Below are 21,996 nucleotides of genomic sequence, written 5' to 3' on the forward strand. Positions count from 1 at the left end.
CGTCCGCGCTACGTCTTGGCCCGACGCTCAGGCGGTCGACTCCTCGACGGCGGCCTCGGACTCGGTGTGGGCCGACTCGCGGATGTCGCGTTCGATCTCCTCGCGCCCCTTCTTGAACTCGCCCATCGCCTGCCCGCTGGAGCGGGCGAGTTGCGGCAGCTTGTTCGCGCCGAACAGCAGGACGACGATGAGGAGGATCACGAGCATCTCGGGGCCGCCGGGTATCATGCCGAACAGTAGGGTCATCACCGTCCGATAGTCGGGACGGGCCATGAACACGCACCGCGTTCCCCGGGGAACGGTGTCCCTGTCAGGTCAGTGTGAGAAGAACACTGTCGGGTTGGTCCGAGAAGCGCGCCGGCGCGCCGGCGCGTCGGGGGGTCTCAGTCGGTGTCCTGCAGTCGATTCACATCGCCGCCGGTCCCGTCGCCGTCGTCGTTGCGGGCGGCGTACTGCGTGTCGCTCTGGTGTGCCGAGCCGCTGAGGACTGCGGGACGCGTCCGGAGATACATCCCGATCGTCACCAGTCCGAAGGCGGCGGTGACGGTCGCGGTCAGGAGGTAGCCGTCGAGGAGGGCGAACGGCGGCACTCCGAGCCACGACAGCGCGGTGACGACGGCCCCCGACAGGACGGCGACGAGGGCCATGCGCGTGTACTTCTCGCCGATGTCGCGACGCGGCCACAGATACGGCTGGAGCTCCTCCCCGACCTCGGTCAGCGCGACCGTGCCCCGGTTCACGTCGTACTCGACGACGTCGTACTCAGCGAGTTTCGGGAGATGCGTCTGTCGAAGCGCGGTGTACGTCCGCTTGCGCTCCTTCGAGGTGACCGCCTCGGGGGGCTTGCCGGTCTCCCACGCCGCGAGCCGGCGTGCGAGGTCGGAGACGGTCGAGGTGCCGTCGTTGGCGACGAGGGCGTGTAAGACGTTCCGACGGCGACGACTGCTCAACAGCGAGTACATCGCGTCGCGGTCGATCTTGCCGCTCGATTCGACGACGGGGCCGGTAGTAGCGGATTCCCGCTGAGGAAGGATGGATATCTGTGACACTGCGAACCCCTGGCGATCGGATGCGACCGGGCACGCGACCGACGACAAATTAATCGTTTTTGGGTATTTAATGTTATCGTGTCAATATGAGACACGGGCCCGCACATATCTGGCTCAAACCTGGCGTGAACGGCTCGGCAGGGCCCTCCTGTCCGGGCGCAGGGTGCCCGTGCGCGCAGGCATCGCGGTGCGTTCTTACGTCGACAGTCGGCGTACCAGCCGGTACACCCGCCCACGGCGGGCGACCACGCACCATGTCCATACACGACTCTTCACTGACCGGCCGTGTCGCATCGTCACTCAGACGCCTCCGCAACCCCGCGTACACCGGGGCGAACCGCTGTTACCCCTGCACCGGCGTCAACCTCGCGGCGACCGGGGCGCTGGCGCTGGCCGCCGGTACAGTCTCCGTGCCGGCAGGTGTGGCCGTGGCCGCTGGCGGTGCCGCTGCCGTCTACTTCCGAGGCTATCTCGTACCCGGGACGCCCGAACTCACGAAACGCTATCTGCCGGAGCGCGTGCTCCGCTGGTTCGACAAGGCGCCGACGGGCGACGCGCTCGGCGGCATCGACCCGGAGCAGTATCTCCGTGCCGCTGGCGCGGTGATCGACGGCCCGGACGGCGACCTGACGGTCGCTCCCGCGATGCGGGCCGCCATCGTCTCCGAGGTGGCGGACCTCGACAGCGACGACGCGCTCGCGTTCGCGCTGGCCGACGCCCTCGGGTTCGACCCCGCCGAGGTGACCGTCCGCGTCGAGGGGGCCGGCTACGGCGCCCGGATCGGCAACCAACCCGCCGGGCGGTGGGAGTCGCGCGTCGCACTCGCCACGGACCTGGCGGCCCACGAGGTGTTCACCCGCCAGGTCGGCGGCTGGCGCGGTCTGCCCGCAGACACACGCGCGAGTCTCCTGGGCGCGTTCCGCCTCTGCATGGACAGTTGCCCCGCCTGCGACGGCGCCGTCTCGCTCGGCACCGACGTCGCCGAGTCGTGCTGCCGCTCGTACGAGGTGCTCGTCGCCACCTGCGCCGGGTGCGACGCTCGCCTGTTCGAAGTCGACGCATCGCTCGTCGGCGTGACCGAAGACGACGCCTCCCAGCCTGTTCGCGCCTGAGTCGCCCCCGTGTCCCCGCTGTCTCGCCGCAGTTCTGCTCCTTCTGACCCCACTCCGACGCTGACCCAACTCCGACGAGCGGTCCGCACTCGCTCGCGTCCTACCGTGCCGTGCAGTCGGTGTCGCGACACGACGGGTCGAGACGTGTCGAACCGTGTCGTGTCGGCGCTCGACGCTCGACGCGACCGCCTGACGCGGTGGGCAAGTCCCTGGTCTCGTGGCGGTCGGCACGGTCTCGGAGCGCCATGAGCGGCCACCGGCGAGGCGGGGACTGACTGGAACAGCCGGGAGAAACGGAGGGCGCGACACACGGTTGAGTAGGTGTATGCGGTGAGAACAGAGACTACGGTGCGCGCGGCGTGGAGAAGGTCGAGGGGAGGATAGTCGTCGGACTCAGGCGCGCGACGGGTGCCAGCCCTCGGCGGCAGTACCGCTTGGTCCGGCCCGCGAGCGCCGGGGGCGGAGGGTCCACACGTGGTACGCGGACGTGCCGGCGTACGCCGCGAGGCCCACCACCGCCGGGATCAGCGGGTCGACCGTCGCCAGCCCCGGCGCCCCGGCGAGGGTCGCGACGGTGGCGAACAGGCCAGAGACGCCGACGGTCCGGTACACCTCGCTCCACGAGAGACCGAACGGGCCGGTGTCGCGGATCCGACGGACGACCGCCTTGGCCGCCGGCGTCGCCACCGGGTCGCCGGCGTCGTCGACCCGCACCAGCCCGTGGCGTTCGAGCGTCGGGACGTGCGTCTGGCGCAGCGACGTGTAGACGCTCTCGCGGGCGGGTCGCGGCGCCGGTTCCTCGCCGGTCTCGACGGCGGCGACGGCGTCGGCGAGGGTCGCAAGCGAGGTGGGTTGGGCGGCGTCCCAGAGGTACTCAAGCGCCAGCCGGCGGCGCGAGCAGCTCAGGATCTGACAGAGGTCGGCGTCGGTGAGTGTCTGGGTCATGGATGTGAGGGGAGTCGGGTCGGTTCGTCGACCTCGACTCGATACCCACGACACGCGCGGGGGTGACTAAGCGACGGTCACCCTTCGGTCAAGTGAGGGTGTGCGTCCCGTACGGGTGGCCCCGCCTGTGCCCGCGACACGGCCACCGTTCTGCCTGACACGCGGTGCCTGCGAACCTGAGCGGAACCCCCTCAGCAACGGTACGGTGTCCCTGCGGAGGCCGCACTGACCGACACGGACACCAACACCGACAGTGCTCATCTGGGTTTTTCGGGCGTTCTGGGGCCGAACGTTCGGTTCTCCGGTGTCGTGGCTCTCCATGAGTAAGTGGGTACGTGCATTCGGGTAGGTTGTCGCCGAGCCCCCCGTGGGCACCGCGCTCACTGAAGCCACCCCCCGACCCCGACTGGACTGCCGGGATCGGAGGGTGGCGGCGACACGAGCCCGCAGCTGGCCCTCGGCGGCCAGCGCGAGGACTCATGGATGTGCCCCGCCGGGCCGTCGCACTCGCGACGGAGCCGGTGCGGCGGTGCGACGCCGCCGTCGGGGACTCTCCCGCCATCGAGGCGGGACGACCGAACGCGAACACACCAAACCCACAACCCAAACAAATGGACGAACAACCCAAACTCTTCAACACGTCCCGCCGGCAGGTGCTGGCGGGCCTCGGCGCCGTCGGCCTCGCCTCCGCGGGCGCAGGCCTCGGCACGACTGCGTACTTCAGCGACACCGAGTCCTTCTCGGGCAACTCCCTGCAGGCGGGTCGCCTCGACCTCATGCTCGACTACAAGGCCACGTACGACGGCCCCAACGGCGTCGAACTGATCGGACAGGCCCCGACCGCCGAACAGATGCTCGAGCAGTACGGCGACGAGATGGACGGCCCCCTCACCTGGGAGCAGCGCGCCGACCTGGACTTCTCCTGCAACACGGAGGGGCTCATCAACGGCGAGGCGATGCCCGTCTTCGGCCTCGACGACGTGAAGCCCGGCGACTACGGCGAGGTCACGATGAGCTTCCACATCTGTGACAACCCCGCGCACGTGTACTTCCGGGGGCTCGTCTACGACGACCTCGACAACGACCTGAGCGAGCCCGAGGCGCTCGTCGACCAGAACGGCCTCGACGCCGGCGAGCTGGCCGAGAACATCGACGTCCGCATGTGGTACGACGAGAACTGCTCGAACACGTACGACGAGAACACCGGCAGCGCCGACGTGCTCATCGTGCAGGACATCTCCGGCTCGATGGAGTACAGCCAGAACGGTGGCGTCATCTCGGACGGCCAGGGCGGCACCACGACGAAGCTCGCGGTCGCCAAGACGGCGATCGAGGCGTTCGGCGACGAGGTGTTCGGCAACCCCGCACAGGACATCGAGGTCGGGCTGTTCACCTTCGGCAACGAGAACTACATCGGCGACGACACGCCCCCCGGCGACGACGTCGGCATCGCGCTGGCGCCGACCGACGACGAGACGCTGTTCGAGTCGAACGTCGCGGCCATCGAGCCCGCGGCGCTCGGTGTCGGCGGCACGGCGCTCGGTGTCGCCGTTCGCGAGGCGAACGACTTCCTGCAGGCGAACCTGCGTGCGGGCGCCCAGCCCGTCATGATCGTCCTCACGGACGGGGAGCAGTTCGACTCCGTCGTCGACGAACTGGCCGAGGCCAACGAGGCCAAGTCCGAGGGCACCGAGATCGTCATGGTCGACATCAACGACCCCGGCGACGGCGAGCCGCAGCTCCTCAAGGACATGGCCGGCAGCACGGTCACCGCACCCGGCGACGGCGACGGCACCGACTACTACCAGTCGGCCGACGGGGACTTCGCGACCGCCGCGATCGACATCCTCGACTCGATCCTCGCGACGATCCTCGAGGCCGAGGGCGTCCTCTTCGAGGGCACCCTCGCGGAGTTCGGCGCCTTCGCGGAGAACGGCGTGAAACTCGACCCAGTGCCGCTCCTGGGCGACGACGTCTCCAGCGACGTCTGTTTCCGACCCGGAACCCACTGCGTCGCGTTCGAGTGGTCGGTCGACCCGATGGTCGGCAACGAGATCCAGACCGACTCCGTCAAGTTCGACTTCGACTTCGCGGCGGTCCAGTGCCGCCACAACGACGAGCCCGTGAACCCGTTCGGCCAGTCCGCCTGATCGGACGCTGGTTCACTCCTACCGACACCCGCTGACTCGGCTCGACGCACCCCGTCGAGCCACCCGACCCGTTCGGCGTCGACTCCGGTCGACGGCCGACACGGCGGTTCGTGACCGCCGTCGGGTCCTCGCTCGCGACCGTCGCGAGCCGGAACCAACCAATGTCACAAGACACCCCCCAGACGTTCGATCTGTCTCGCCGCACGATGCTCCTCGGCCTCGGTACCGTGGGCCTCGCGTCCGCCGGTGCCGGCCTCGGCACGACCGCGTACTTCAGCGACACCGAGTCGTTCTCGGGTAACTCCCTGCAGGCTGGCTCGCTCGACCTGCTGGTCGACTACGAGGCGACCTACGACAGCGACGGCGCCGTCGAGAACCTCGCCGAGCAGTCCGCCGGCACGGTCGACGGCGAGCCAGCGGGCATGTTCTACATGCTCGACGACGTGAAGCCCGGCGACTCCGGCAGCGTGAAGTTCTGCTTCGAGATCGACGACAACCCCTCGTACATGTGGGCCTGCGGTGACCTGACCGAGGCCGAGAACGGCATGACCGAGCCCGAGATGGACGTCGACGAGACGGCCGACGCTGGCGAACTCGGCGCTGCGATCAGCGCGACGCTCAGCTACTGCGAGGAGGTCGACGGCGAGACGATCGTCGGCGAGGAGATCGCCTCCGGCAGCCTCGCGGACCTGTTCGCGATCCTGGCGGGCGGTGTCGCGCTCGACGGCGACGGCGTCGCTGGGCTCGTCCCCGGCGAGCAAGCGATGTACGACGAGCCCGTCCTCGACGAGAGCGAGGCGGTCGTCGCGGTCACCGGCCCGTGCCTGTGCCTGGAGTGGGAGATCCCCACCTCGGTCGGCAACGAGATCCAGACCGACTCGCTGGAGATGATGCTCGACTTCCACGCGCTGCAGGCGCGCCACAACGACGGCACGTACAACCCGTGCGTCGACGAGCAGGCCGACGACCTCCTCGACGGGGGGCAGTCGGACAACTCCACCCAGATCTAACCGCCTCGCACGCTGACCACGCCACGTTTTTCTCGACCCCAGCACGGTCTCACCGAGACCGCCCACCGTACGGTCGTGTTCGTCCCCGTCACGGCCCAGCAGGTACACAGTATCCCTCGCGGACGGCGTTCCGCTCGACGGCGACGGGGGCCGTCGGTATCCCCATCCCTGTCGGCAACGAGATCCAGACCGATTCGCGGAAGGTGGCGCTCGACTTCCGCGCGCTGCAGGCGCGCCACAACGACGGCCTGTACAACCCGTGCACGGACACCGTCTCCGACCCCGAATCGGCGCCGCTGACCCCCGAGGCGTTATCGCCGACACCGGAGGACGGCGTCGACTGACCTGCGCTCCTACCACGTTCCGTGTTCCCCAGTCGTCACAGCCGATCGAGCGACACCCGACGTGCTCCCGCGGGGATCGATCCGCACCGAGCGACACACACCGGGGCACCCCCTCGTAGACGCACCGACCAGTGTCGGTGCCCCCGTGTCTCGACCCCTTCGGAGCCCGCTGACAGTGGGCGCGTTCTCGGTGGAGAAACCGAGCGACTGCGGGCTGGCAGGGTGACCCTGCCGCTCGCGCACGCCACGCCTGCCGGGTCGCACGGACACCATGCTCTGCTGACGCGTTGTCCGTACTAACGCCCCCGAAGCGCGTGGAGCAGGTATCGCGCCCGCGTCGGCGGACGCGGGAGTTCACACACATGACTCACTTCACTCGACGGGGCGTGCTGACCGCCCTCGGCGTCGCCGGCTTCTCCACGGTAGCGGGGGCTCGGCTCGCCGGGGGCAGCCGGCCGCCGTTCGCCCGCTATACGGTGGCGCAAGCGACGGACGGCCCGGGCGCGCTCCGCGTCTCGTGGTACGAGACGTACAACGGCACACCGATCGACTCCCCCGAAGGCGACCCCGTCGCCGGCGCCGAGGACACCCTCGACCCGACGACTGGCCCGACGTACGTAGACGACGCGCCCGGCGCGGTCGTCTCGCTCGGCAACGTCCTCCCCGGCGACTCCGGGAACCTCGTGATCGGCCTCCAAGCGCTGGACGCCGACCTCAACGTCTGGTTCCGCCCCGTGCTCACGGCGAACGCCGAGAACGGGCAGAACGAACCCGAAGAGCTGGCCGAGGGCGTCGACACCGACGGCGTCGGCGAACTCGGTGGGGTGACGAACAGCCTCTTCTGGCTCGACAACAGCGTCGTCTTCGGCGCCTGCGACGGGCAGGCCGACCTGTTCGAGCCGCAGGTCCCGACCGCCGACGGCTCCGGCGCAGCCGGCGCCTTCGTCGACGTGGTCGAAGCGTTCGAGACGGGCGTCCGACTCCCGTTCGACGGGGGAGACGGCTGCCCCGAGGCGCTCCCGCAGGACGGCAACCGCTGTGTCGGGTTCCGCTGGGCGGTTCCCGAGGAGATAGGCAACACGATCCAGAGCGACTCCCTCGAGTTCACGCTGGAGTTCGCCGCCGTCTCCTGTGGCGACGACGCCAACCCGTTCGAGGTGGCAGCGTGAGACACGTCACCCGCCGCGAGGTGCTCGCCGGGATCACCGCCGCGGGCGCCGCCGGCGCGATATCGGGCGTCGGCACCGCCGCGATGCTCGCCGACCGCGAGACGCTCGCCGCGAGCGTCGCCAGCGGTCGCGTCGAACTCCGCGTCGACGTCGGCGACGGCTTCGCCGACGCGACCGCCGGTCCGATCGCCGTGCCGGTCCCGACGCTCTCGCCCGGCGACGTTGAGAGCGTGGACCTGACGTTCCTCGTCCCTGCGGAGTCGGGCGTCAACCCCGCCTACCTGTGGCTCCGGTGCGACTGCGCCGGTCCCAGCGGGCTGGGCGACGACCTGCTGCTCACCGTCTCGTACGCGAGCGGTGCTGGCGAGACGATCTTCGAGGGCACGTACGCCGAGTTCCTCGCGGAGCTGGGCGGCGGCGTCCCGCTCGACCCGAGCGGCGTCGCCGTCGCGCCGGGCGAGCAGTCGTGTCTCGACCCCGGAACCGCGGTCCCGCTGACGGTCGAGTTCGAACTGTCGAGCGGCTACGTCGGCGACGACGACGCGACGATCCTCCTGGAGGGCGTCGCCGTCCAGTGTCGCCGCGTCGGTGCGACGGAGAATCCGTTCGCCGGCACCGCGTCGCTGTCGAACGCCGACTGTCTGTCCGACTCGGTCGACGAGTGCGACTGCTGTGTCCGAATCGGCAAGTACGAACTCGACGAGTCGAACAGCCTCGACGCTGGAACCTACGCGTTCACCGAAGGGTCGTCCGCGTACCTCCTCCGCGTCGACGACGTGGACGAGAACGGCGACGGGGAGGCGATGGCCGCCCGGTTCGCGGTCGTCCTCGCCGACGACCCGACGACGGTGGTCGCCGGCTGCAAGACGGTCCTGAAGGCCGGGAACGACGACCCGTACGTGTACGAGGGCGACGACCTCGACGGCGTCATCGGCGTCGGTCGCAACGCGATCAGCCACGTCACCGTGTCGATCTGCACCCCGCAGATCGAGGGCGAGGACGGGGAGCCGACCTGCCCCGAGGACCTCGTGCGCGACCCCAGCCTCCGCAACGGCGGTGGCCCCAGCGACGACAAGCCGAACAACGCCGGCGGCAACGGGGGGAAGCGATGAGCCTCCGTTCGCGGATCGACCTCCGGCAGGTGCTCGTCGCCGTCGTCGTGCTCGGCGTCGTGTTCCCGTTCGCGGCGTACGCCGCGCCGGCGCTCGTCGGCGCCGACGAGAGCTACGTCGTGCTCACCGGGAGCATGCGCCCCGCGATCGCCCCCGGCGACGTGGTGTTCGTCACGGCGACGCCGGCGTCGGCGATCGGCGTCGGTGACGTGATCACGTTCGACCGCGGCACGGACGTGCCGACGACCCACCGCGTGATCGAGGTGATCGAGGAGGACGGCACCCTGCTGTTCCGCACGCAGGGTGACGCCAACGAGGACCCAGACGCCGGCATCGTCACGGCGCCGAACGTGGTGGGCGTCGTGACGCTCACGATCCCGTTCCTCGGCACCGCGATCACCGCGATCGACTCGCAGTACGGCTTCGTCGCGCTCGTCGTACTCCCGTTCGCGCTGCTGGTCCTCGACGTGGGCTACGGCCTCGTCCGGGGACGACTTGGCGGCGACGCGGCGTCCGCGCCGGTCGACGGCGCGGCGACGACCGCTGGCGCCGCCGACCGCGCGCTCCCGACCGTGTACGACCCGGTCGCGGCCGCACAGGCGTACTACGCGGCGGCGTCGACCGACGACACGGCCGGCGACGGGGGAACCCTCACCGGTCGCGACATGACGGCGTCCATCGCGGTCGCCGCGCTCCTGGTCGCGTACGCCGCGTGGAACGCCTACTGGCAGTTCACGGCGCTCGACGCGCCGCGCCCCGAGACGATGTCCGTGCTGTCGGGCGCGCTCGTCGGCCTCGCGTTCCTCGTGTACCTCCGGTACAGCGGTGGGACGGGCGCCGGCACCGAGCCGACCGAGTCGGTCGCGTCCGGCCCGACCCCCGCGGCGACCGAGTTCGTCCCCGCGGCGGTCGCGTCCCCCGCGGCCGCGACTCCCGTCGTCGACGACGAGGAGGTGTACCGTGCGGACTGACGCGCTGTTCGCGGTCCTCGTGGCCGCGTTCGTCGTGGTCGCCGCCGCGGCCGGCGGTGCGACCGTCGCGCTGTTGACCGACGGCGAGGCGGTCGCGATCACCGTGTCCGCGAGCGGCCAGCCGGCCCTCGTCACGAGCGACACGTCCGACGACGGCCCCGCGGCCGCACGCGCCGGCGTGACTCTCGACGACGAAAACGGCACCGCCAACGAGACGACCCCGGTCCCGGAGGACTCGAACGCCACCGCCGGTGCGATGGGCAACGAGACGACTCCCAGCACCGACAACAGCACGGCTCCCGTCGGTGACGACGAGACGACTCCCGGCGCCGACAACAACACGGCGCCCGACGGTGACGACGAATCGACACCCGCAGTCGACAACAGCACCGCTTCCGGCGGTGACGACGAATCGACACACGGTGCCGACAACAGCACCGCTCCCGAGGGTGACGACGATAGTGCACCGGACGGGACGGCGACTGACGGCGCGACGGGCGGCGACGACACGCCGCCGAATGACCCGAGCGGCGACGGTGGGAACACCACCAGTACGGGGCAAACCGACGGGAACGTCACCGGTGTGGTCGGTGACCCCGACGCGGCCGACACGCCACCAGCCTGAGACGGTCCCCGCCACCGTCCTCCCCCGCCGAACGACTCGTTCGGCGGCGGTACGGGGCGGTTGTTGAACTCCGTTCCGCGCTTCTCACCAGCCAATGACTCAGCTTTCTCGACGGGCCGCGCTCGTCACACTCGCCGCCGTCGCCGGTGCGGGGGTCGCCCTCCCGGCGTCGACCCCGCTTGGACGCCTGCTCGACGACGACGACCCCGCCGCGACCGGCGCCGTCCCAGACCCCGCGATCACCGTCGGCTATCGGATCCTCCCGTGGGAGACGCCCACCACCACTCCCGACGGCACGGCGAGCGGAGCGGGTGCGAACGACTCCTCGCCGGACGGCGGTCAGCCGTCCGCCACCCCGACGCCGCCCGAGAGTGCCACGCCGACGCCGTCGGCCGACCCAGCGCTGACTGGGTGGCGACGGGGGTCGCCCACCGAGTCGACGACGACGGTCGACCGCGACGACGACGGGCGCACCCGTCTCGTCACCCGTGCGACGACGCCGACGGTCCCTCTCGAAGCGGTCACGCCCGGCAGCGGCGGCACGCTCGCACTCGGCGTCAGCGTCGGCGACACCCCCGTGTGGCTCTCCCTCCGAACCGACGCAACTGACGACGAGAACGGCGTCGGCGAGAGCGAGGCCGCCGCGGGCGACACCACCCCGGACGCCGGCGAGTTGGCCGCCTTCCTCGGCGTCCGCCTCGTTGTCGTGCCCGAGGACGGGGGGAGCGACACCGTGTTCGAGGGGACTCTCGCGGGGCTGCTCGCGGCGACCGCCGCCGACGGCGACGGACTCGCTGTCGCCGGGGGGCGACCCGACGGGGCGTGGTCGCCCGGTGCGAGCTGTGAGGTCCGACTGGAGTGGACGTTCCTGGGTGACGCCGCCGCGTTCGCCGCGCGCGGACTGCCCGTCCCCGGCGACGTGAACGTGACGCAGAGCGACCGACTCGACCTGTCGGTCACGATCACGGCACAGACGGTCGCCTGAGGGCACCTCCAGTCGAACGCCACCGCCGACGGCGGTCGTTCGGTGGCACACAGTGACTCCGTGCACGAGACGACTCCTTCGCGCGCAGACCTCCTCGCTCGACCAGCGTGGCGCAGGCTGCGTCGTCCGTCGGCTTGTGGCGTGCCCGATCCGACCACGATCCACCGAAACCGACAGACTCCGACGCGCTGGACCGGCGTCGCAGGCACGTCCTGCGAGCCGGAACGGCTCGCCTGTCGGTGGACTCGCGTCGGAACTGGTCGAACGAACCACACGTTCGCGGCGGCGAACGGTGGCGTCGCCGACGGCGTGGCTGTGCGTACATAGGCTCCCTCCAGACGTGGGGCCAGTCGCTAATGAGCAACAGATCGTTCACCACGTCTCGACGCAACGTCCTCCTCGGCATCGGCGCCGTGGGAATCGCCTCCGCGGGCGCGGGCCTGGGCACGACGGCGTACTTCAGCGACACCGAGTCGTTCTCGGGCAACTCCCTGCAGGCCGGCGAGTTCGACCTGCGCGTCCGCTTCGACGGCCAGTACAACATGCCCGGTCAGCCCCTGTTCGGCGCGGCCAGCGGCGTGATCGACGGCGTGAACTCGACCGCCAACGGGCAGGTCATCGGCGAGGCCGACTTCGGCTTCGTCGTGGACGACCTCAAGCCCGGTGACACGGGCATCGGCGAGTTCTGCTTCCAGATCGACGACAACCCCGGCTACCTCACCTTCGGCGGCGAGGCGACCGAGAACCTGGAGAACGGCTACACCGAGCCCGAGTCGACGACGGCCGCGATGGGCGACATCAACGACGAGGGCGACGCCGCCGGCGAGGGTGAGCTGCTCGACGCGATGATCGTGGACGTGTCCTACTCGAACGGGAACTACTCCGACGGCGGCGTCGTCCAGTACCTCCCCGGCACGTCGAAGGGCGACATCTTCAGCGGCACCCTCCGCGAGTTCTTCGCGGGCGCGCCGTACCTGTTCGACCACGACCCGAGCACGCTCGTCGCCGACCCGGTCCCCGGCTCCGACGACGGCTTCGTCGAGCCGTGCCTGCTGTTCGAGTTCGAGGTGCCCACCTCCGTGGGTAACGAGATCCAGACCGACTCCATCGCGTTCGACATCGACTTCAACGCGGTGCAGGCGCGTCACAACCTGCTCCGCGCCTCCAGCGCGAACACCGGCTTCGTCGACGCGAGCCAGACGGTTAACCAGAACGGCGGCTACGGTGACGGCGGCGAGGACTTCGGCTCCGTCGCCATGACCGGGCGCGCTCGCTACGGTGGCACCAACACCTGGGAACTGGCGACCGGCGCGGGCGCCGGCACCCCGAGCCAAGACCAGCAGAACATCGACTGGACACCCCTCAACGGCGTCGCAGTCCCGTTCACCTACACGTACGACGACGCCGCGGGCACTGCGACGTTCGACCTCGGCTCCGGGTCGTTCGTCTCGACCGCCACGGGCGTCGCCGCCCCCGCGGGCCGGATCGGCCTGCAGGCGAAGGCCGACGAGGCCACCGTCGACATCGACAACGTGGCGCTGTCGGTCGACGGCACGACCGTCACGTTCGTCGGTCCCGACGGCGTGACCGCCAGCAACGACGACGGCCCCGGCGGGCGCGAAATCGCGTACGTCGCGCTCACCACCGACGCGGCCGACCTCGCGAACGGCTTCGTCCTCTCGGGTGACGTGACGATCACGCTGCAGGGCGACTTCCCCGGCAACGACGAGGGCGTCGCGTTCGACATCGTCGTCGAGTGACCCCGTCGTCCCCCGTGAATCGCTGAGACGCACTGCACAGCACACCCCACCCATTATTTCGGACCGTCGACAACACGAACCGATGAGCCCGCCCTCCACGGCGGCCCGGCTTCGCCTCGCTGCGACCGCTCGATCGACGCTTCTCGTGACGCTCGCACTGCTTGGAACCGTCGCGGTCGCTCGGACGACCCCGCTCCCGGAGGAACTCACCGTCGTCGCGTGGCCGGCGTTCGCCGTCGCGTTCCTGGTCGACACCGCCCTGTTCAACGAACTCGGCGTCGCCGTCGGCGACGCGGGGTTCTGGGCGCTGTTCGTCGCGTGTTGCTACCTCGAAGCCGTACTTCTCGTCGCGCTCGGTCGCGCGACGCAGTGCCTGCGCGCCGCTCGCGGGCGAACAGACGCGGGGTGACGGCCCGAGTCGACCGTGGTCAGCGGGCCGACGCCGACCGCTCGTGGGCGAGGCCCACCTCCGGTTCGTCGGGGTCGCGTTCGCCCGCCTCTAGCGAGTAGAAGCGCTGGCGGGCGTCCATGATGTTCAGTTCCTCCTTCAGTACCTCGACCTCGCGCAGTTCGTCGAGCGCGTATCGCACCGTCCGCTGCGGGAGCAGCGTCTCCTCTGCGAGCGCCGCCTGTGTGAGTCGTTCGTGCTGTTCGAGCACGACGAACACGAGCTTCGCGCTCGGAGGGAGATCCGCCACCGCCGACCGCAGGTCCGTTGGCATCGGTAGGGTTCACTCCCGGCATCGGTAAGACGCTCTGCATCGTGTGCGCACACTGCGCACACCCGTTCCGTGCCCGGCGATCCGACCCGGCGAGCGTGCGGTTCATTACCGGCGAGTGCCTCCCGAGGTTCATGGACGGACCCGACCCGGCGCTGTTGCGCGAGGACATGCTCGACTCGGTCGAGCACGGACTCGGCACACAGATCGCGTCTGCGGTTCGCGAGGCGATGGCGACGGTCCCGCGCGAGGAGTTCGTCGCCGAGGCGCCGTACGCGAACCGCGCGGGCGAACAGGGGGGGACGCGTGTGCTCGCGCCGGCGACGGTCGCACGACTGCTGTCGGCGCTCGACGCGAGCGAGGGCGACGAGACGCTCGTCGTCGGCGCGGGCATCGGCTACACGGCGGCGGTGCTGGCGGAGGTCGTCGGCGCGAGGCACGTCCACGCCGTCGACATCTCGCGACGGATGGTGTACGACGCCCGCCAGAACCTCTCGGCGGCGGGCTACGGCGCCGTGCTCGTCGACCGCGCCGACGGGGCCCGGGGCCTCCCCGCGTACGCCCCCTTCGACCGCGTGCTCGTCGAGGCGGCGGCGGTCGAACCGCCGCGCGACCTCGCGGACCAACTCGCACCGGGCGGGCGACTCGTGCTCCCGCGGGGGCGCGGCGCCGACCAGTCGGTCGTCGCCTTCGAACCCGACGAGGCCGGGCGACTCCACGAGGTCGACACGGCGGGACCGGTGTCGCTGTCGCCGCTGCTCGTCGAGGGCGAGCAGGCGGGCGCCGGCGTCCGCAACCGCACCCGGCGAGAGGACGCCGAGTTCTCCGACCAGGGCTACTTCGCGAAGACCGGGTGGGAGCACGAGTGGATCGACTGGGACGACCGGCTGACCGGGACGGACCGCTGAGGCGGCGGTCCGGTCGCTGGCTTCGAGAGCTTTTACCGACGCCCGCACCGACGACCGGTAGCCATGGATGCCGACGGGGACCGAGACGAGGGGCGAGCCACCGATCCGGCCCGGGTGCTCGCCGACGGGGGCCAGCCCGAGTGGTACCGCGACGCGGTGGTGTACAGCCTCGACGTGAAGACGTTCCAGGACAGCGACGGCGACGGCTGGGGCGACTTCCGCGGGCTGATCGACCGCCTCGACTACCTGGAGGAGTTGGGCGTCGACTGCCTGTGGATCCGCCCGTTCTACCCGAGTCCGCTCCGCGACAACGGGTACGACGTGGCCGACTACCGCGACGTGGACTCGCGGTACGGCTCCCTCGACGCGTTCGACGCGCTCGTCGACGCGATGGACGAGCGCGGGATGCGGCTGATCACCGACCTCGTGCTCAACCACACCTCGACCGAGCACGAGTGGTTCCAGCGCGCTCGCGAGGACCCCGACTCGAAGTACCACGACTACTACCTGTGGACGAGCCACCTCGACGACGCCTACCACACGACGAACATCTTCCCCGAGTTCGAAGACGGCGTCTGGAGCTACGACGAGGTGGCTGACAAGCACTACTTCCACCAGTTCTACAACCACCAGCCAGACCTCAACGTCGCCAACCCCGACGTGCAAGAGGAGTTGTTCTCCATCGCCGAGTTCTGGCTGGAGCGGGGTGTCGACGGCTTCCGAATCGACGCCGCGCACCCGATGGTGCTCCCGAAGGGGCACAACGCCCACCAGATGGACGACCCGCAGTGGCTGTTCCGAGAGCTGAAACGTCGCGCGCGCGAGGTGAAAGACGACGCCGTGCTGCTCGCGGAGGCGGACGACGAACCCGACAAACTCGACTTCTACTTCGCCGGCGGCGAGGCGTTCGACGCGCTGTTCAACTTCGTCGGGAACTCCCACGTCACCTACGGCGTCGGCGTCGAGGACACGTGGCCGCTGCACCGGATGTTCGAGCAGATCCCAGACGCCCAGCCCGACGGCCACGTCTGGTGGGCGAACTTCCTGCGCAACCACGACGAGTGGAACCTGCTCAAACTCCCGCACGAGGCGCTCGAACACGCCCGCGAGTTCTTCCGCGAGGGCCACGGCGACGGTCGCGACTCGTGGATCTTCGGGCGCGGCCACCGCCTGCGCCTCGCGGACCTGTACGACGGCGACCACGACCGCATCGCGATGGCGCACAGTCTCCTGCTGTCGCTGCCGGGAACGCCGATCCTGTTCTCGGGCGACGAGATCGGGATGCACGCGGACCTCGACTTGCCGGAGCGGCAGGCCGTCCGCACGCCGATGCGGTGGGACGACGACGAGCCGAACGCCGGATTCTCCTCGGCCGATCCGGAGGACCTCGTGCTTCCGGTCGACGGCACCGGCTGGCCGGGCGTGTTCCAGGCCGACGCCGCGAGCCAGCGGGGCGTCGACGGCTCGCTGTTCGAGCGCGTCGCCGACGCGACCGACGCGCGCGCCGAAAGCCCCGAGGTCGCCCGCGGCGAGTTCGCCGTCGTCGACACGGGCCCCAAGGAGGTGTGGGCTCACCGCTTCGACCACGACGGCACGACGCTCGTGGTCGTGCACAACTTCGCCGACGACCCACGCGAGGTGACGGTCGACGTCGACGCCGCCGCCGACCTCGAACGGGTGCTCGGCGCGGCAGACTACCGCGTCGGCGACGGCGACGTGACCGTGGCTCTCGACGGCTGCGACTACCTCTGGCTCCGCGACGAGTGAGCCACGAGGGGGTGACTCACTCCTTCGCGGTCCCGTTGGCGGCGGTGTCGTCGGCGTCCTCACCGTGGGTGCCGCCGTCACCGTCGCCATCGGTGTCCCGCTCACCGTCGTGTCGCTCCCCGACCGTCGGGAGGCGCGCGACGACGCGTGCGCCGCCGCCGGGGGCGTCCTCGTAGGCGACGGTGCCGCCGGCAGCGTCGACCGTCCAGCGCACGAGCCACAGTCCGATCCCCTGTCCGTGCTCGGTCGGCGTCTCCGACCCGTAGCCGAGCGCCGTCCGGCTGTCGGGTGTGATCCCCGGCCCGTCGTCGGAGACCGTCACCACCGCCTCGCCCGTCTCGACGGCGAGCGCTACCGTCACCGTCGGCTCGACCACGTGCTCGACGACGTTCGTGAGCAGTTCCTCGACCACGAGCATCAGCGGTGCCGCGCCGGCGACCCAGACGGTCGTGTCCGGCAACGAGAGCCGAACCTCGGCGTCGGGCGCCCCCGCGGCGATTCGTGCGGCCACCTCCTCGACGACCGTCGCAGCGTCGACTGGGTCGGCGTCGTCGGCGTCGACGACCTCCTCGCGGAACCGACGGGCGCTGTCCGACAGCGCCAACACGTCCATCGCCGCCGCGCGAACGTGGTCGGCGTCCGCTCGGACGGCGGTCACGTCGACGCCGTCGGTCACGGCGCCGTCCGCACCGTCTTCCCCATCGGCGCCGTCCGCTCCCTCGGCGCGGTCCGCACCCTCGGCGACCGCGAGGAGTTCCTCGATGTGGTCGGTGTAGCCGAGGACGACGTTCAGGCGGTTGCGGATGTTGTGTCTGAGCACCCGGTCGAGCACCGTGAGTCGCTGGTCGCGCGCGACGCGGTCGCTCACGTCGCGCTGGAAGCCGAGGTAGTGGGTCACCTCGCCGTCGGCGTTCCGGATCGGCGAGATGTCGACGGCGTTGTACCACGTCCGCCCGTCGGCCCGACGGTTCAACAGCACGACCGACGCCTCCTCGCCCGCGTCGATCGCTCGACGGAGTTTTGCGACCTGGTCGGGGTCCGTCGCGTCCGTCTGGAGGAATCGCGGATTGCGACCGACCGCCTCCTCGTCGGTCAGGCCGGTCAGTCGCTTGAACTCGTTGTTGACGTAGGTGAGCACCTCGTCGTCGTCGGTGTGGTCGGCGATGGTGATCCCGACGGTCGCCTCGTCCATCGCGCGGCGGTACAGCGCGAGTCTGTCTTCCCGTGCCCGACGCTCGCGGATGTCGTGTGCGAGCACCTGCGTCTCGTCGCCGACCGCGATGGTGGTGACCTCGACCGGCACCATCCCGGCGTCGGCGTCGACCTCGGCGGATGCCACCGCCCCGGCTGTGTCGGTCGTCTCCGCCGAGCCGACGTCCTCCCGTGTTTCCGACCCGCCGTCTGCGTCGGTCGGGTGCTCGACGCCGCCGTCGGCGTCGCGGACCATCGCGCGGGTCAACACCGTCTCCACGGGGCCGCCACGACCCCGCTCGTCGGCTGCCGCCAGCGCCGCCTCGACGGCTTCGCGGTCGACCGCCGCGACGAGGTCGGTGAACGGTCGGTCGATCAACACCGCGTCGTCGACGCCGAGTAGCGACGCCGCGACGGGGTTGGCGTACGTCACGACGCCGTCGCGGCAGACGAACAGCGCGTCTGGGAGGTACCGGACGAGTCGCCGAATGCGGTCGCGGTTCGCCGCCAACCGCGTCGAGTAGCGTCGGGCACGCCCGAGCGACCGGATGCGGCGCGCGAGGGCGGTCCGCTGTACGGGTGCGGCGATGGTGTCGTCGATCAGTCGTTCGTCGCCGTCGAGGCGGTCGAGCACCGCCGCCGGCTCGCCGTCTCGCTCGGGGACGAACAGCAACGACGGGAGGTACGTGGTGCTCGCCTCCCGCGACGCCGCCAGCGCCGCGCGGTGGGCGGTGACTCCCGCCACGTCGAGCACGCAGACGTCGAAGTCGGCGTCGAACGGGTCGTCCGCAGAGCCGACCAGCGGATCGAAGCCGTCGGTGTCGTCGAGCCAGTCGTACAACAGGTCGTGGTCCGTCTGGTCTTCGACAACGATCAGCACCGTCAGCGGCGCCGTCTGCTCGTCAGTCATCGATCGACATCGAGCGCCGCTCGAAGGTGTCGTGCGGACGCCGTGTGACGCGGGCACGGTCGAGGCACCGATAAGGGAGGTGGACAGGCGTGTCGGAGCCGTCCGAGGTGCGCCGACTGTGGGAGACGGCGTCGAGTCCCCGGACACCGGGGTCGAGTCGCCGGGAACCGAACATGGCTCTGTTAGCGGGCGTCAGCTACTTAACCGAGACGACTCGTGTCGTCCCTTCGTCAGGAGCGAGACTGCGACCCGCGCTACTGCGAGAGGTCGACCGGCTCGCCGTCGGAGGCGAACACCGCGTCGACGACGCGCTGGACGGCGGTCGCCTCCGCGAAACTGACGAGGTCGGCGTCGCCGCCCTTCAACGCGGTCACGAACTCGTCGACGAGCGTCAGCGTCGTCGACGGGCGGTCGCCGCACAACTCCCGCTCGTCGTCGGTCCCGGGGTCGGCGACGAGGCGGTACCACTCGGTCAGCCCCAACGCTCCCTCGGTGCCGGTCACGGTGAGGGCGTTCTGCTCGGGGCGGTCGTGGTCGGTGAGCACGTCGACGGTGCCGTGCACCTGCCCGTCGATGTCGACTGCGCCGCCCTCGGCCTCGCCGACCGCGAACCACCCGACGACGGACTCCTCACACTCGTCGGGCGCGGCGTACTGCACCGCGGCACTCACGCGGTCGACGCCGCCGAACAGTTCCTGAATGCCGAACAGGAAGTGCGTCCCCACCTCGCGGAGCGGCCCGCCCTGCTCGCGCGACCGGAGCCAGTCGACGTCCTGCCACTCGCGGGGCCAGCGGGGGAACCGGAAGTCGAGCGAGACGCGCTTGGGCGTACCCACCTCGCCGTCGGCGACCCGCTCGCACAACTCGACGAACCCCGGCGTGTAGCGGAACGGGAGGTTGACCGCCGTCACGAGGTCCGTCTCCGCCTCCAGCGCCGCGAGTTCGGCGCCCTCCTCGGCGTCTTCGGCGATCGGTTTCTCGCAGATCACGTTGACGCCGGCGTCGAGGCCGGCGGTGGCGATCTCGCGGTGGTGGACCGGCGGGACGCCGACGTACAACACGTCGAGGTCCTCGTCGGCCAGCATCGTCTCGTGGTCGGTGTAGGCCGCCGCGTCGCGCTCGGCGGCGAACGTCTCTGCGCGCTCGGCGTCGACGTCGCAGGCTGCCGCGACGGTCGTCTCCGGGTGCTCCGCGAACGACTCCGCGAGTCGATTGCCGATGACGCCACAGCCGACGATCCCCACGTCGTACATGGCCGACGGTTCGTCGCCGGGGGTTTGTGGGTTCGTATTCCGGCGCGAGTGACCGCCACGCTTAGCCCCCGTGTCAACGAGTGTGCACGAACGGGGCCATGGAGAAACACGAACGCCACCGATTCCTCGACCGACTGCGCGGCGGGAGCACGCTCGGCGCCGAGATGGCCGACACCGTCGAAGTCGACGGGACCACCGTGGACCTGACGGCGCTCGTCTTCGAGTTGCGCGACCTCGATGCGGTGCCCGAGCGCGAACGCGAGCGGGTGGACGACCTGCTCGGACACCTCCGGCGTGAACGGATCGCCCGGCGGCGACGGATCGAAGAGGCCGACATCACCGCCGAGGAGGGGGAGGCGCTCGCAGCCGAGGTGATCGGGCTCGACCGCGCCATCAACGCACTGGAGAGCCTCGACGACGCGTCCTACGGCGAGCAAGCGCGGCGGAGTCACGTCGAGGGGCACAAGGAGTTCCTCGGACTGGTGAACCAACTTCGATAGAACGGTGTGCGGCCTCGCGACCTCTCCCCTTCATCCGCGCCTGCGGTCCGGCGGTGGCGACGGGACCGAGCCGTCGCGTCGGAGCGTCCGGTGGCCGAAGATTGCGACGACCGTGACCGCGAGGAGCACCTTCGCGGCGAGGAGGACTCGCTCGCCCGCCGGCGGCAACGTAGTGACCTGTCCAACGAAGTTCTCCGTGAAGTGGAGCAGGACGACCGCGAGCACACTCCGGTCGGTGTTGTCGTACACCCACGCGTACAGCACCGACGAGCACAGCAGACTCGCCCCGAACGGGAGCGGGTCGGGTGCGAAGTCGAAGGCCTCGTAGTAGCCCGGCATCACGAACAGTGGCGCGTGCCACGTCGCCCACGCGACCCCAACCACGAGGGCGGCCGCGAGCGCCGACCACCGACGCTGACACCGGTCGAGGAGGTACCCCCGCCAGCCGACCTCCTCGGGCAGCGGCCCGACGACGAGCGTCACGGCGACGGTCGACGCGAGTGCCGCCGGCGAGGTGAGGAGTCCGGCGAGTGTCGACACGTCGAGGACGGTGACCGCCCCAGTGCCGACCGCGGTGGCGGCGCCAGCGACGACCGCGAGCGTCGGGAACAGGAGCACCGTGACCGCCACCCAGCGCGGCGAGAGCCGCCGTGGGTCGACCAGTCGGGTCCCGAGGTCCACGAGGCCGGCCCGCCCGTAGGTGTCACGGCTCATCACGACGCCGCCCAAGAGCGGACCCGCGCCGCCCAGGAGCGTGAACGGGAGGCCGGCGCCGAAGGCGTCGAGGCCCGCCACGACGTTGACGCCCCACCAGAGCCACGTCCAACCGTGGGAGAACAGCAGGTAGCCCCAGAGGTCGCGTCCACGCATCGGTCGGTCTGGGGCACCTGACGGGGCGGACGTGGAAATAGCGGGCGTGCGGTTCCCGTCCCACGACGGCGTCGTGAGTCGCCGACCGTCGGTGCGAGGTGGCCGCCGGTCGCGACACGCGAAACGACTTTCACGCGATCCGGTGTGGCTCTGATATGGCATACAGCTACGAGCCGCACTACTTCGAGGACTTCGAGGTCGGCCAGGAGTTCGTCACCGTCGGGCGCACCGTCACCGAGTCGGACTTCATGATGCACTCGGCGCTGACGGGCGACTGGACGGAACTCCACACCAACAAGGAGTACGCCGAGGACAACGCCTTCGGCGAGCGCATCGCCCACGGCCCGATGACGTTCGTACAGGCGACGGGGTTCGTCTACCGCACGGGCATCGTCGAGCGCACCGCGCTGGCGTTCCTCGGGATGAACTACATGGACCTCCCGAACCCCGTGTTCATCGGCGACACCATCTCCATGGAGATGGAGGTGACGGAGACGAAGGACCTCTCCAGCCGCGGCGACGCCGGCCTCGTAATCCTCGACTGCGAGGTGACGAAGCAGGACGGCACCGTGGTCCTCCAGGGCGACATGAAGTTCCTCATCAAGACGCGCGCCGAGGCGGACGACCCGCACGCCTGAGCGCACGC

22 protein-coding genes are annotated in these 21,996 nt (G+C 70.4%); 15 read left to right on the top strand and 7 right to left on the bottom strand.

Translation table 11 applies throughout. The annotated features are described in order from the left end of the window. Positions 1 to 27: 27 nt before the first annotated feature. Together P0R32_RS13775 and P0R32_RS13780 are read right to left on the bottom strand one after the other, a co-directional pair. Entirely contained in the window at positions 28 to 246 is a 219-nt protein-coding gene (locus P0R32_RS13775; protein WP_276237603.1) for a twin-arginine translocase TatA/TatE family subunit, read from the bottom strand. A gap of 137 nt (positions 247 to 383) precedes the next feature. Next, the gene (locus P0R32_RS13780; protein ID WP_276237604.1) at positions 384 to 1,049 is read right to left on the bottom strand and encodes a DUF7344 domain-containing protein; all 666 of its coding nucleotides are present in this window, start codon (positions 1,047 to 1,049) and stop codon (positions 384 to 386) included. A 254-nt stretch (positions 1,050 to 1,303) separates the two neighbouring features. Here P0R32_RS13780 and P0R32_RS13785 point away from each other — a divergent pair, with 254 nt between their 5' ends. Next, a complete protein-coding gene (locus P0R32_RS13785; RefSeq protein ID WP_276237605.1) occupies positions 1,304 to 2,161 on the top strand; it encodes a DUF8054 domain-containing protein in 858 nt (285 codons plus the stop codon). Between the two features lie 393 nt (positions 2,162 to 2,554). Here the strand turns inward: P0R32_RS13785 and P0R32_RS13790 are convergent, their stop codons facing one another. After that, complete coding sequence (locus tag P0R32_RS13790) at positions 2,555 to 3,106, bottom strand: DUF7344 domain-containing protein (RefSeq protein WP_276237606.1); 552 nt, start codon at positions 3,104 to 3,106, stop codon at positions 2,555 to 2,557. Positions 3,107 to 3,717: 611 nt separating this feature from the next. Between P0R32_RS13790 and P0R32_RS13795 the strand changes: the two genes are divergently transcribed. The 10 genes from P0R32_RS13795 (at position 3,718) to P0R32_RS13840 (ending at position 13,641) form a co-directional block, all read left to right on the top strand. Then, positions 3,718 to 5,256: a vWA domain-containing protein gene (locus P0R32_RS13795; RefSeq protein ID WP_276237607.1), complete on the top strand. Its 1,539-nt coding sequence runs from the start codon at positions 3,718 to 3,720 to the stop codon at positions 5,254 to 5,256. Positions 5,257 to 5,417: 161 nt separating this feature from the next. After that, a complete protein-coding gene (locus P0R32_RS13800; RefSeq protein ID WP_276237608.1) occupies positions 5,418 to 6,266 on the top strand; it encodes a SipW-dependent-type signal peptide-containing protein in 849 nt (282 codons plus the stop codon). A gap of 203 nt (positions 6,267 to 6,469) precedes the next feature. Further along, positions 6,470 to 6,610, top strand: a complete 141-nt coding sequence (locus P0R32_RS13805) for a hypothetical protein (RefSeq protein WP_276237609.1) — start codon at positions 6,470 to 6,472, stop codon at positions 6,608 to 6,610. A gap of 362 nt (positions 6,611 to 6,972) precedes the next feature. Further along, a complete protein-coding gene (locus tag P0R32_RS13810) occupies positions 6,973 to 7,779 on the top strand; it encodes a hypothetical protein (protein ID WP_276237610.1) in 807 nt (268 codons plus the stop codon). Further along, the gene (locus P0R32_RS13815; RefSeq protein ID WP_276237611.1) at positions 7,776 to 8,891 is read left to right on the top strand and encodes a hypothetical protein; all 1,116 of its coding nucleotides are present in this window, start codon (positions 7,776 to 7,778) and stop codon (positions 8,889 to 8,891) included. Before P0R32_RS13810 ends, P0R32_RS13815 begins: the two co-directional genes overlap by 4 nt. Further along, positions 8,888 to 9,862 (top strand): signal peptidase I, encoded by a 975-nt coding sequence (locus tag P0R32_RS13820; RefSeq protein WP_276237612.1) that lies wholly within the window; start codon positions 8,888 to 8,890, stop codon positions 9,860 to 9,862. Before P0R32_RS13815 ends, P0R32_RS13820 begins: the two co-directional genes overlap by 4 nt. Further along, positions 9,852 to 10,487: a hypothetical protein gene (locus P0R32_RS13825; protein WP_276237613.1), complete on the top strand. Its 636-nt coding sequence runs from the start codon at positions 9,852 to 9,854 to the stop codon at positions 10,485 to 10,487. Before P0R32_RS13820 ends, P0R32_RS13825 begins: the two co-directional genes overlap by 11 nt. A 94-nt stretch (positions 10,488 to 10,581) precedes the next feature. Further along, positions 10,582 to 11,472, top strand: a complete 891-nt coding sequence (locus P0R32_RS13830) for a hypothetical protein (protein ID WP_276237614.1) — start codon at positions 10,582 to 10,584, stop codon at positions 11,470 to 11,472. A gap of 356 nt (positions 11,473 to 11,828) precedes the next feature. Continuing rightward, complete coding sequence (locus P0R32_RS13835; RefSeq protein ID WP_276237615.1) at positions 11,829 to 13,232, top strand: choice-of-anchor W domain-containing protein; 1,404 nt, start codon at positions 11,829 to 11,831, stop codon at positions 13,230 to 13,232. An 82-nt stretch (positions 13,233 to 13,314) separates the two neighbouring features. After that, positions 13,315 to 13,641 carry a hypothetical protein gene (locus tag P0R32_RS13840; RefSeq protein ID WP_276237616.1) on the top strand — a complete coding sequence of 109 codons (327 nt, stop codon included), beginning with the start codon at positions 13,315 to 13,317 and terminating at the stop codon, positions 13,639 to 13,641. A 19-nt stretch (positions 13,642 to 13,660) separates the two neighbouring features. On the opposite strand, the gene P0R32_RS13845 is transcribed toward P0R32_RS13840, so the two are convergent. Then, positions 13,661 to 13,954 (bottom strand): MarR family transcriptional regulator, encoded by a 294-nt coding sequence (locus P0R32_RS13845; RefSeq protein ID WP_276237617.1) that lies wholly within the window; start codon positions 13,952 to 13,954, stop codon positions 13,661 to 13,663. A gap of 131 nt (positions 13,955 to 14,085) precedes the next feature. Between P0R32_RS13845 and P0R32_RS13850 the strand changes: the two genes are divergently transcribed. Together P0R32_RS13850 and P0R32_RS13855 are read left to right on the top strand one after the other, a co-directional pair. Beyond that, complete coding sequence (locus P0R32_RS13850) at positions 14,086 to 14,859, top strand: protein-L-isoaspartate O-methyltransferase family protein (RefSeq protein ID WP_276237618.1); 774 nt, start codon at positions 14,086 to 14,088, stop codon at positions 14,857 to 14,859. 63 nt (positions 14,860 to 14,922) lie between these two features. Further along, a complete protein-coding gene (locus P0R32_RS13855) occupies positions 14,923 to 16,626 on the top strand; it encodes an alpha-amylase family glycosyl hydrolase (RefSeq protein ID WP_276237619.1) in 1,704 nt (567 codons plus the stop codon). A gap of 16 nt (positions 16,627 to 16,642) precedes the next feature. On the opposite strand, the gene P0R32_RS13860 is transcribed toward P0R32_RS13855, so the two are convergent. Then, positions 16,643 to 18,727: a PAS domain-containing protein gene (locus P0R32_RS13860; RefSeq protein ID WP_276237620.1), complete on the bottom strand. Its 2,085-nt coding sequence runs from the start codon at positions 18,725 to 18,727 to the stop codon at positions 16,643 to 16,645. 254 nt (positions 18,728 to 18,981) lie between these two features. Next, a complete protein-coding gene (locus P0R32_RS13865) occupies positions 18,982 to 19,980 on the bottom strand; it encodes a Gfo/Idh/MocA family protein (protein WP_276237621.1) in 999 nt (332 codons plus the stop codon). A gap of 98 nt (positions 19,981 to 20,078) precedes the next feature. On the opposite strand from P0R32_RS13865, the gene P0R32_RS13870 reads away from it, so the two are divergent. Further along, a complete protein-coding gene (locus P0R32_RS13870) occupies positions 20,079 to 20,480 on the top strand; it encodes a DUF5788 family protein (protein WP_276237622.1) in 402 nt (133 codons plus the stop codon). 30 nt (positions 20,481 to 20,510) lie between these two features. Here P0R32_RS13870 and P0R32_RS13875 read toward each other — a convergent pair whose 3' ends face one another. Continuing rightward, on the bottom strand, positions 20,511 to 21,350 hold the full coding sequence (locus P0R32_RS13875; protein WP_276237623.1) for a CPBP family intramembrane glutamic endopeptidase: 840 nt from the start codon (positions 21,348 to 21,350) through the stop codon (positions 20,511 to 20,513). Between the two features lie 155 nt (positions 21,351 to 21,505). On the opposite strand from P0R32_RS13875, the gene P0R32_RS13880 reads away from it, so the two are divergent. Then, entirely contained in the window at positions 21,506 to 21,988 is a 483-nt protein-coding gene (locus tag P0R32_RS13880; protein WP_276237624.1) for a MaoC family dehydratase, read from the top strand. Positions 21,989 to 21,996: the final 8 nt, after the last annotated feature.

The sequence above is a fragment of the Halobaculum marinum genome (assembly GCF_029338555.1).
Classification (GTDB): Archaea; Halobacteriota; Halobacteria; order Halobacteriales; family Haloferacaceae; genus Halobaculum; species Halobaculum marinum.

Coding starts and splice junctions, on each gene's coding strand:
- P0R32_RS13775 (WP_276237603.1), bottom strand. CDS start 246: ATGACCCTACTGTTCGGCATGATACCCGGCGGCCCCGAGATGCTCGTG.
- P0R32_RS13785 (WP_276237605.1), top strand. CDS start 1,304: ATGTCCATACACGACTCTTCACTGACCGGCCGTGTCGCATCGTCACTC.
- P0R32_RS13790 (WP_276237606.1), bottom strand. CDS start 3,106: ATGACCCAGACACTCACCGACGCCGACCTCTGTCAGATCCTGAGCTGC.
- P0R32_RS13795 (WP_276237607.1), top strand. CDS start 3,718: ATGGACGAACAACCCAAACTCTTCAACACGTCCCGCCGGCAGGTGCTG.
- P0R32_RS13800 (WP_276237608.1), top strand. CDS start 5,418: ATGTCACAAGACACCCCCCAGACGTTCGATCTGTCTCGCCGCACGATG.
- P0R32_RS13810 (WP_276237610.1), top strand. CDS start 6,973: ATGACTCACTTCACTCGACGGGGCGTGCTGACCGCCCTCGGCGTCGCC.
- P0R32_RS13820 (WP_276237612.1), top strand. CDS start 8,888: ATGAGCCTCCGTTCGCGGATCGACCTCCGGCAGGTGCTCGTCGCCGTC.
- P0R32_RS13830 (WP_276237614.1), top strand. CDS start 10,582: ATGACTCAGCTTTCTCGACGGGCCGCGCTCGTCACACTCGCCGCCGTC.
- P0R32_RS13835 (WP_276237615.1), top strand. CDS start 11,829: ATGAGCAACAGATCGTTCACCACGTCTCGACGCAACGTCCTCCTCGGC.
- P0R32_RS13840 (WP_276237616.1), top strand. CDS start 13,315: ATGAGCCCGCCCTCCACGGCGGCCCGGCTTCGCCTCGCTGCGACCGCT.
- P0R32_RS13845 (WP_276237617.1), bottom strand. CDS start 13,954: ATGCCAACGGACCTGCGGTCGGCGGTGGCGGATCTCCCTCCGAGCGCG.
- P0R32_RS13850 (WP_276237618.1), top strand. CDS start 14,086: ATGGACGGACCCGACCCGGCGCTGTTGCGCGAGGACATGCTCGACTCG.
- P0R32_RS13855 (WP_276237619.1), top strand. CDS start 14,923: ATGGATGCCGACGGGGACCGAGACGAGGGGCGAGCCACCGATCCGGCC.
- P0R32_RS13860 (WP_276237620.1), bottom strand. CDS start 18,727: ATGACTGACGAGCAGACGGCGCCGCTGACGGTGCTGATCGTTGTCGAA.
- P0R32_RS13865 (WP_276237621.1), bottom strand. CDS start 19,980: ATGTACGACGTGGGGATCGTCGGCTGTGGCGTCATCGGCAATCGACTC.
- P0R32_RS13870 (WP_276237622.1), top strand. CDS start 20,079: ATGGAGAAACACGAACGCCACCGATTCCTCGACCGACTGCGCGGCGGG.
- P0R32_RS13875 (WP_276237623.1), bottom strand. CDS start 21,350: ATGCGTGGACGCGACCTCTGGGGCTACCTGCTGTTCTCCCACGGTTGG.
- P0R32_RS13880 (WP_276237624.1), top strand. CDS start 21,506: ATGGCATACAGCTACGAGCCGCACTACTTCGAGGACTTCGAGGTCGGC.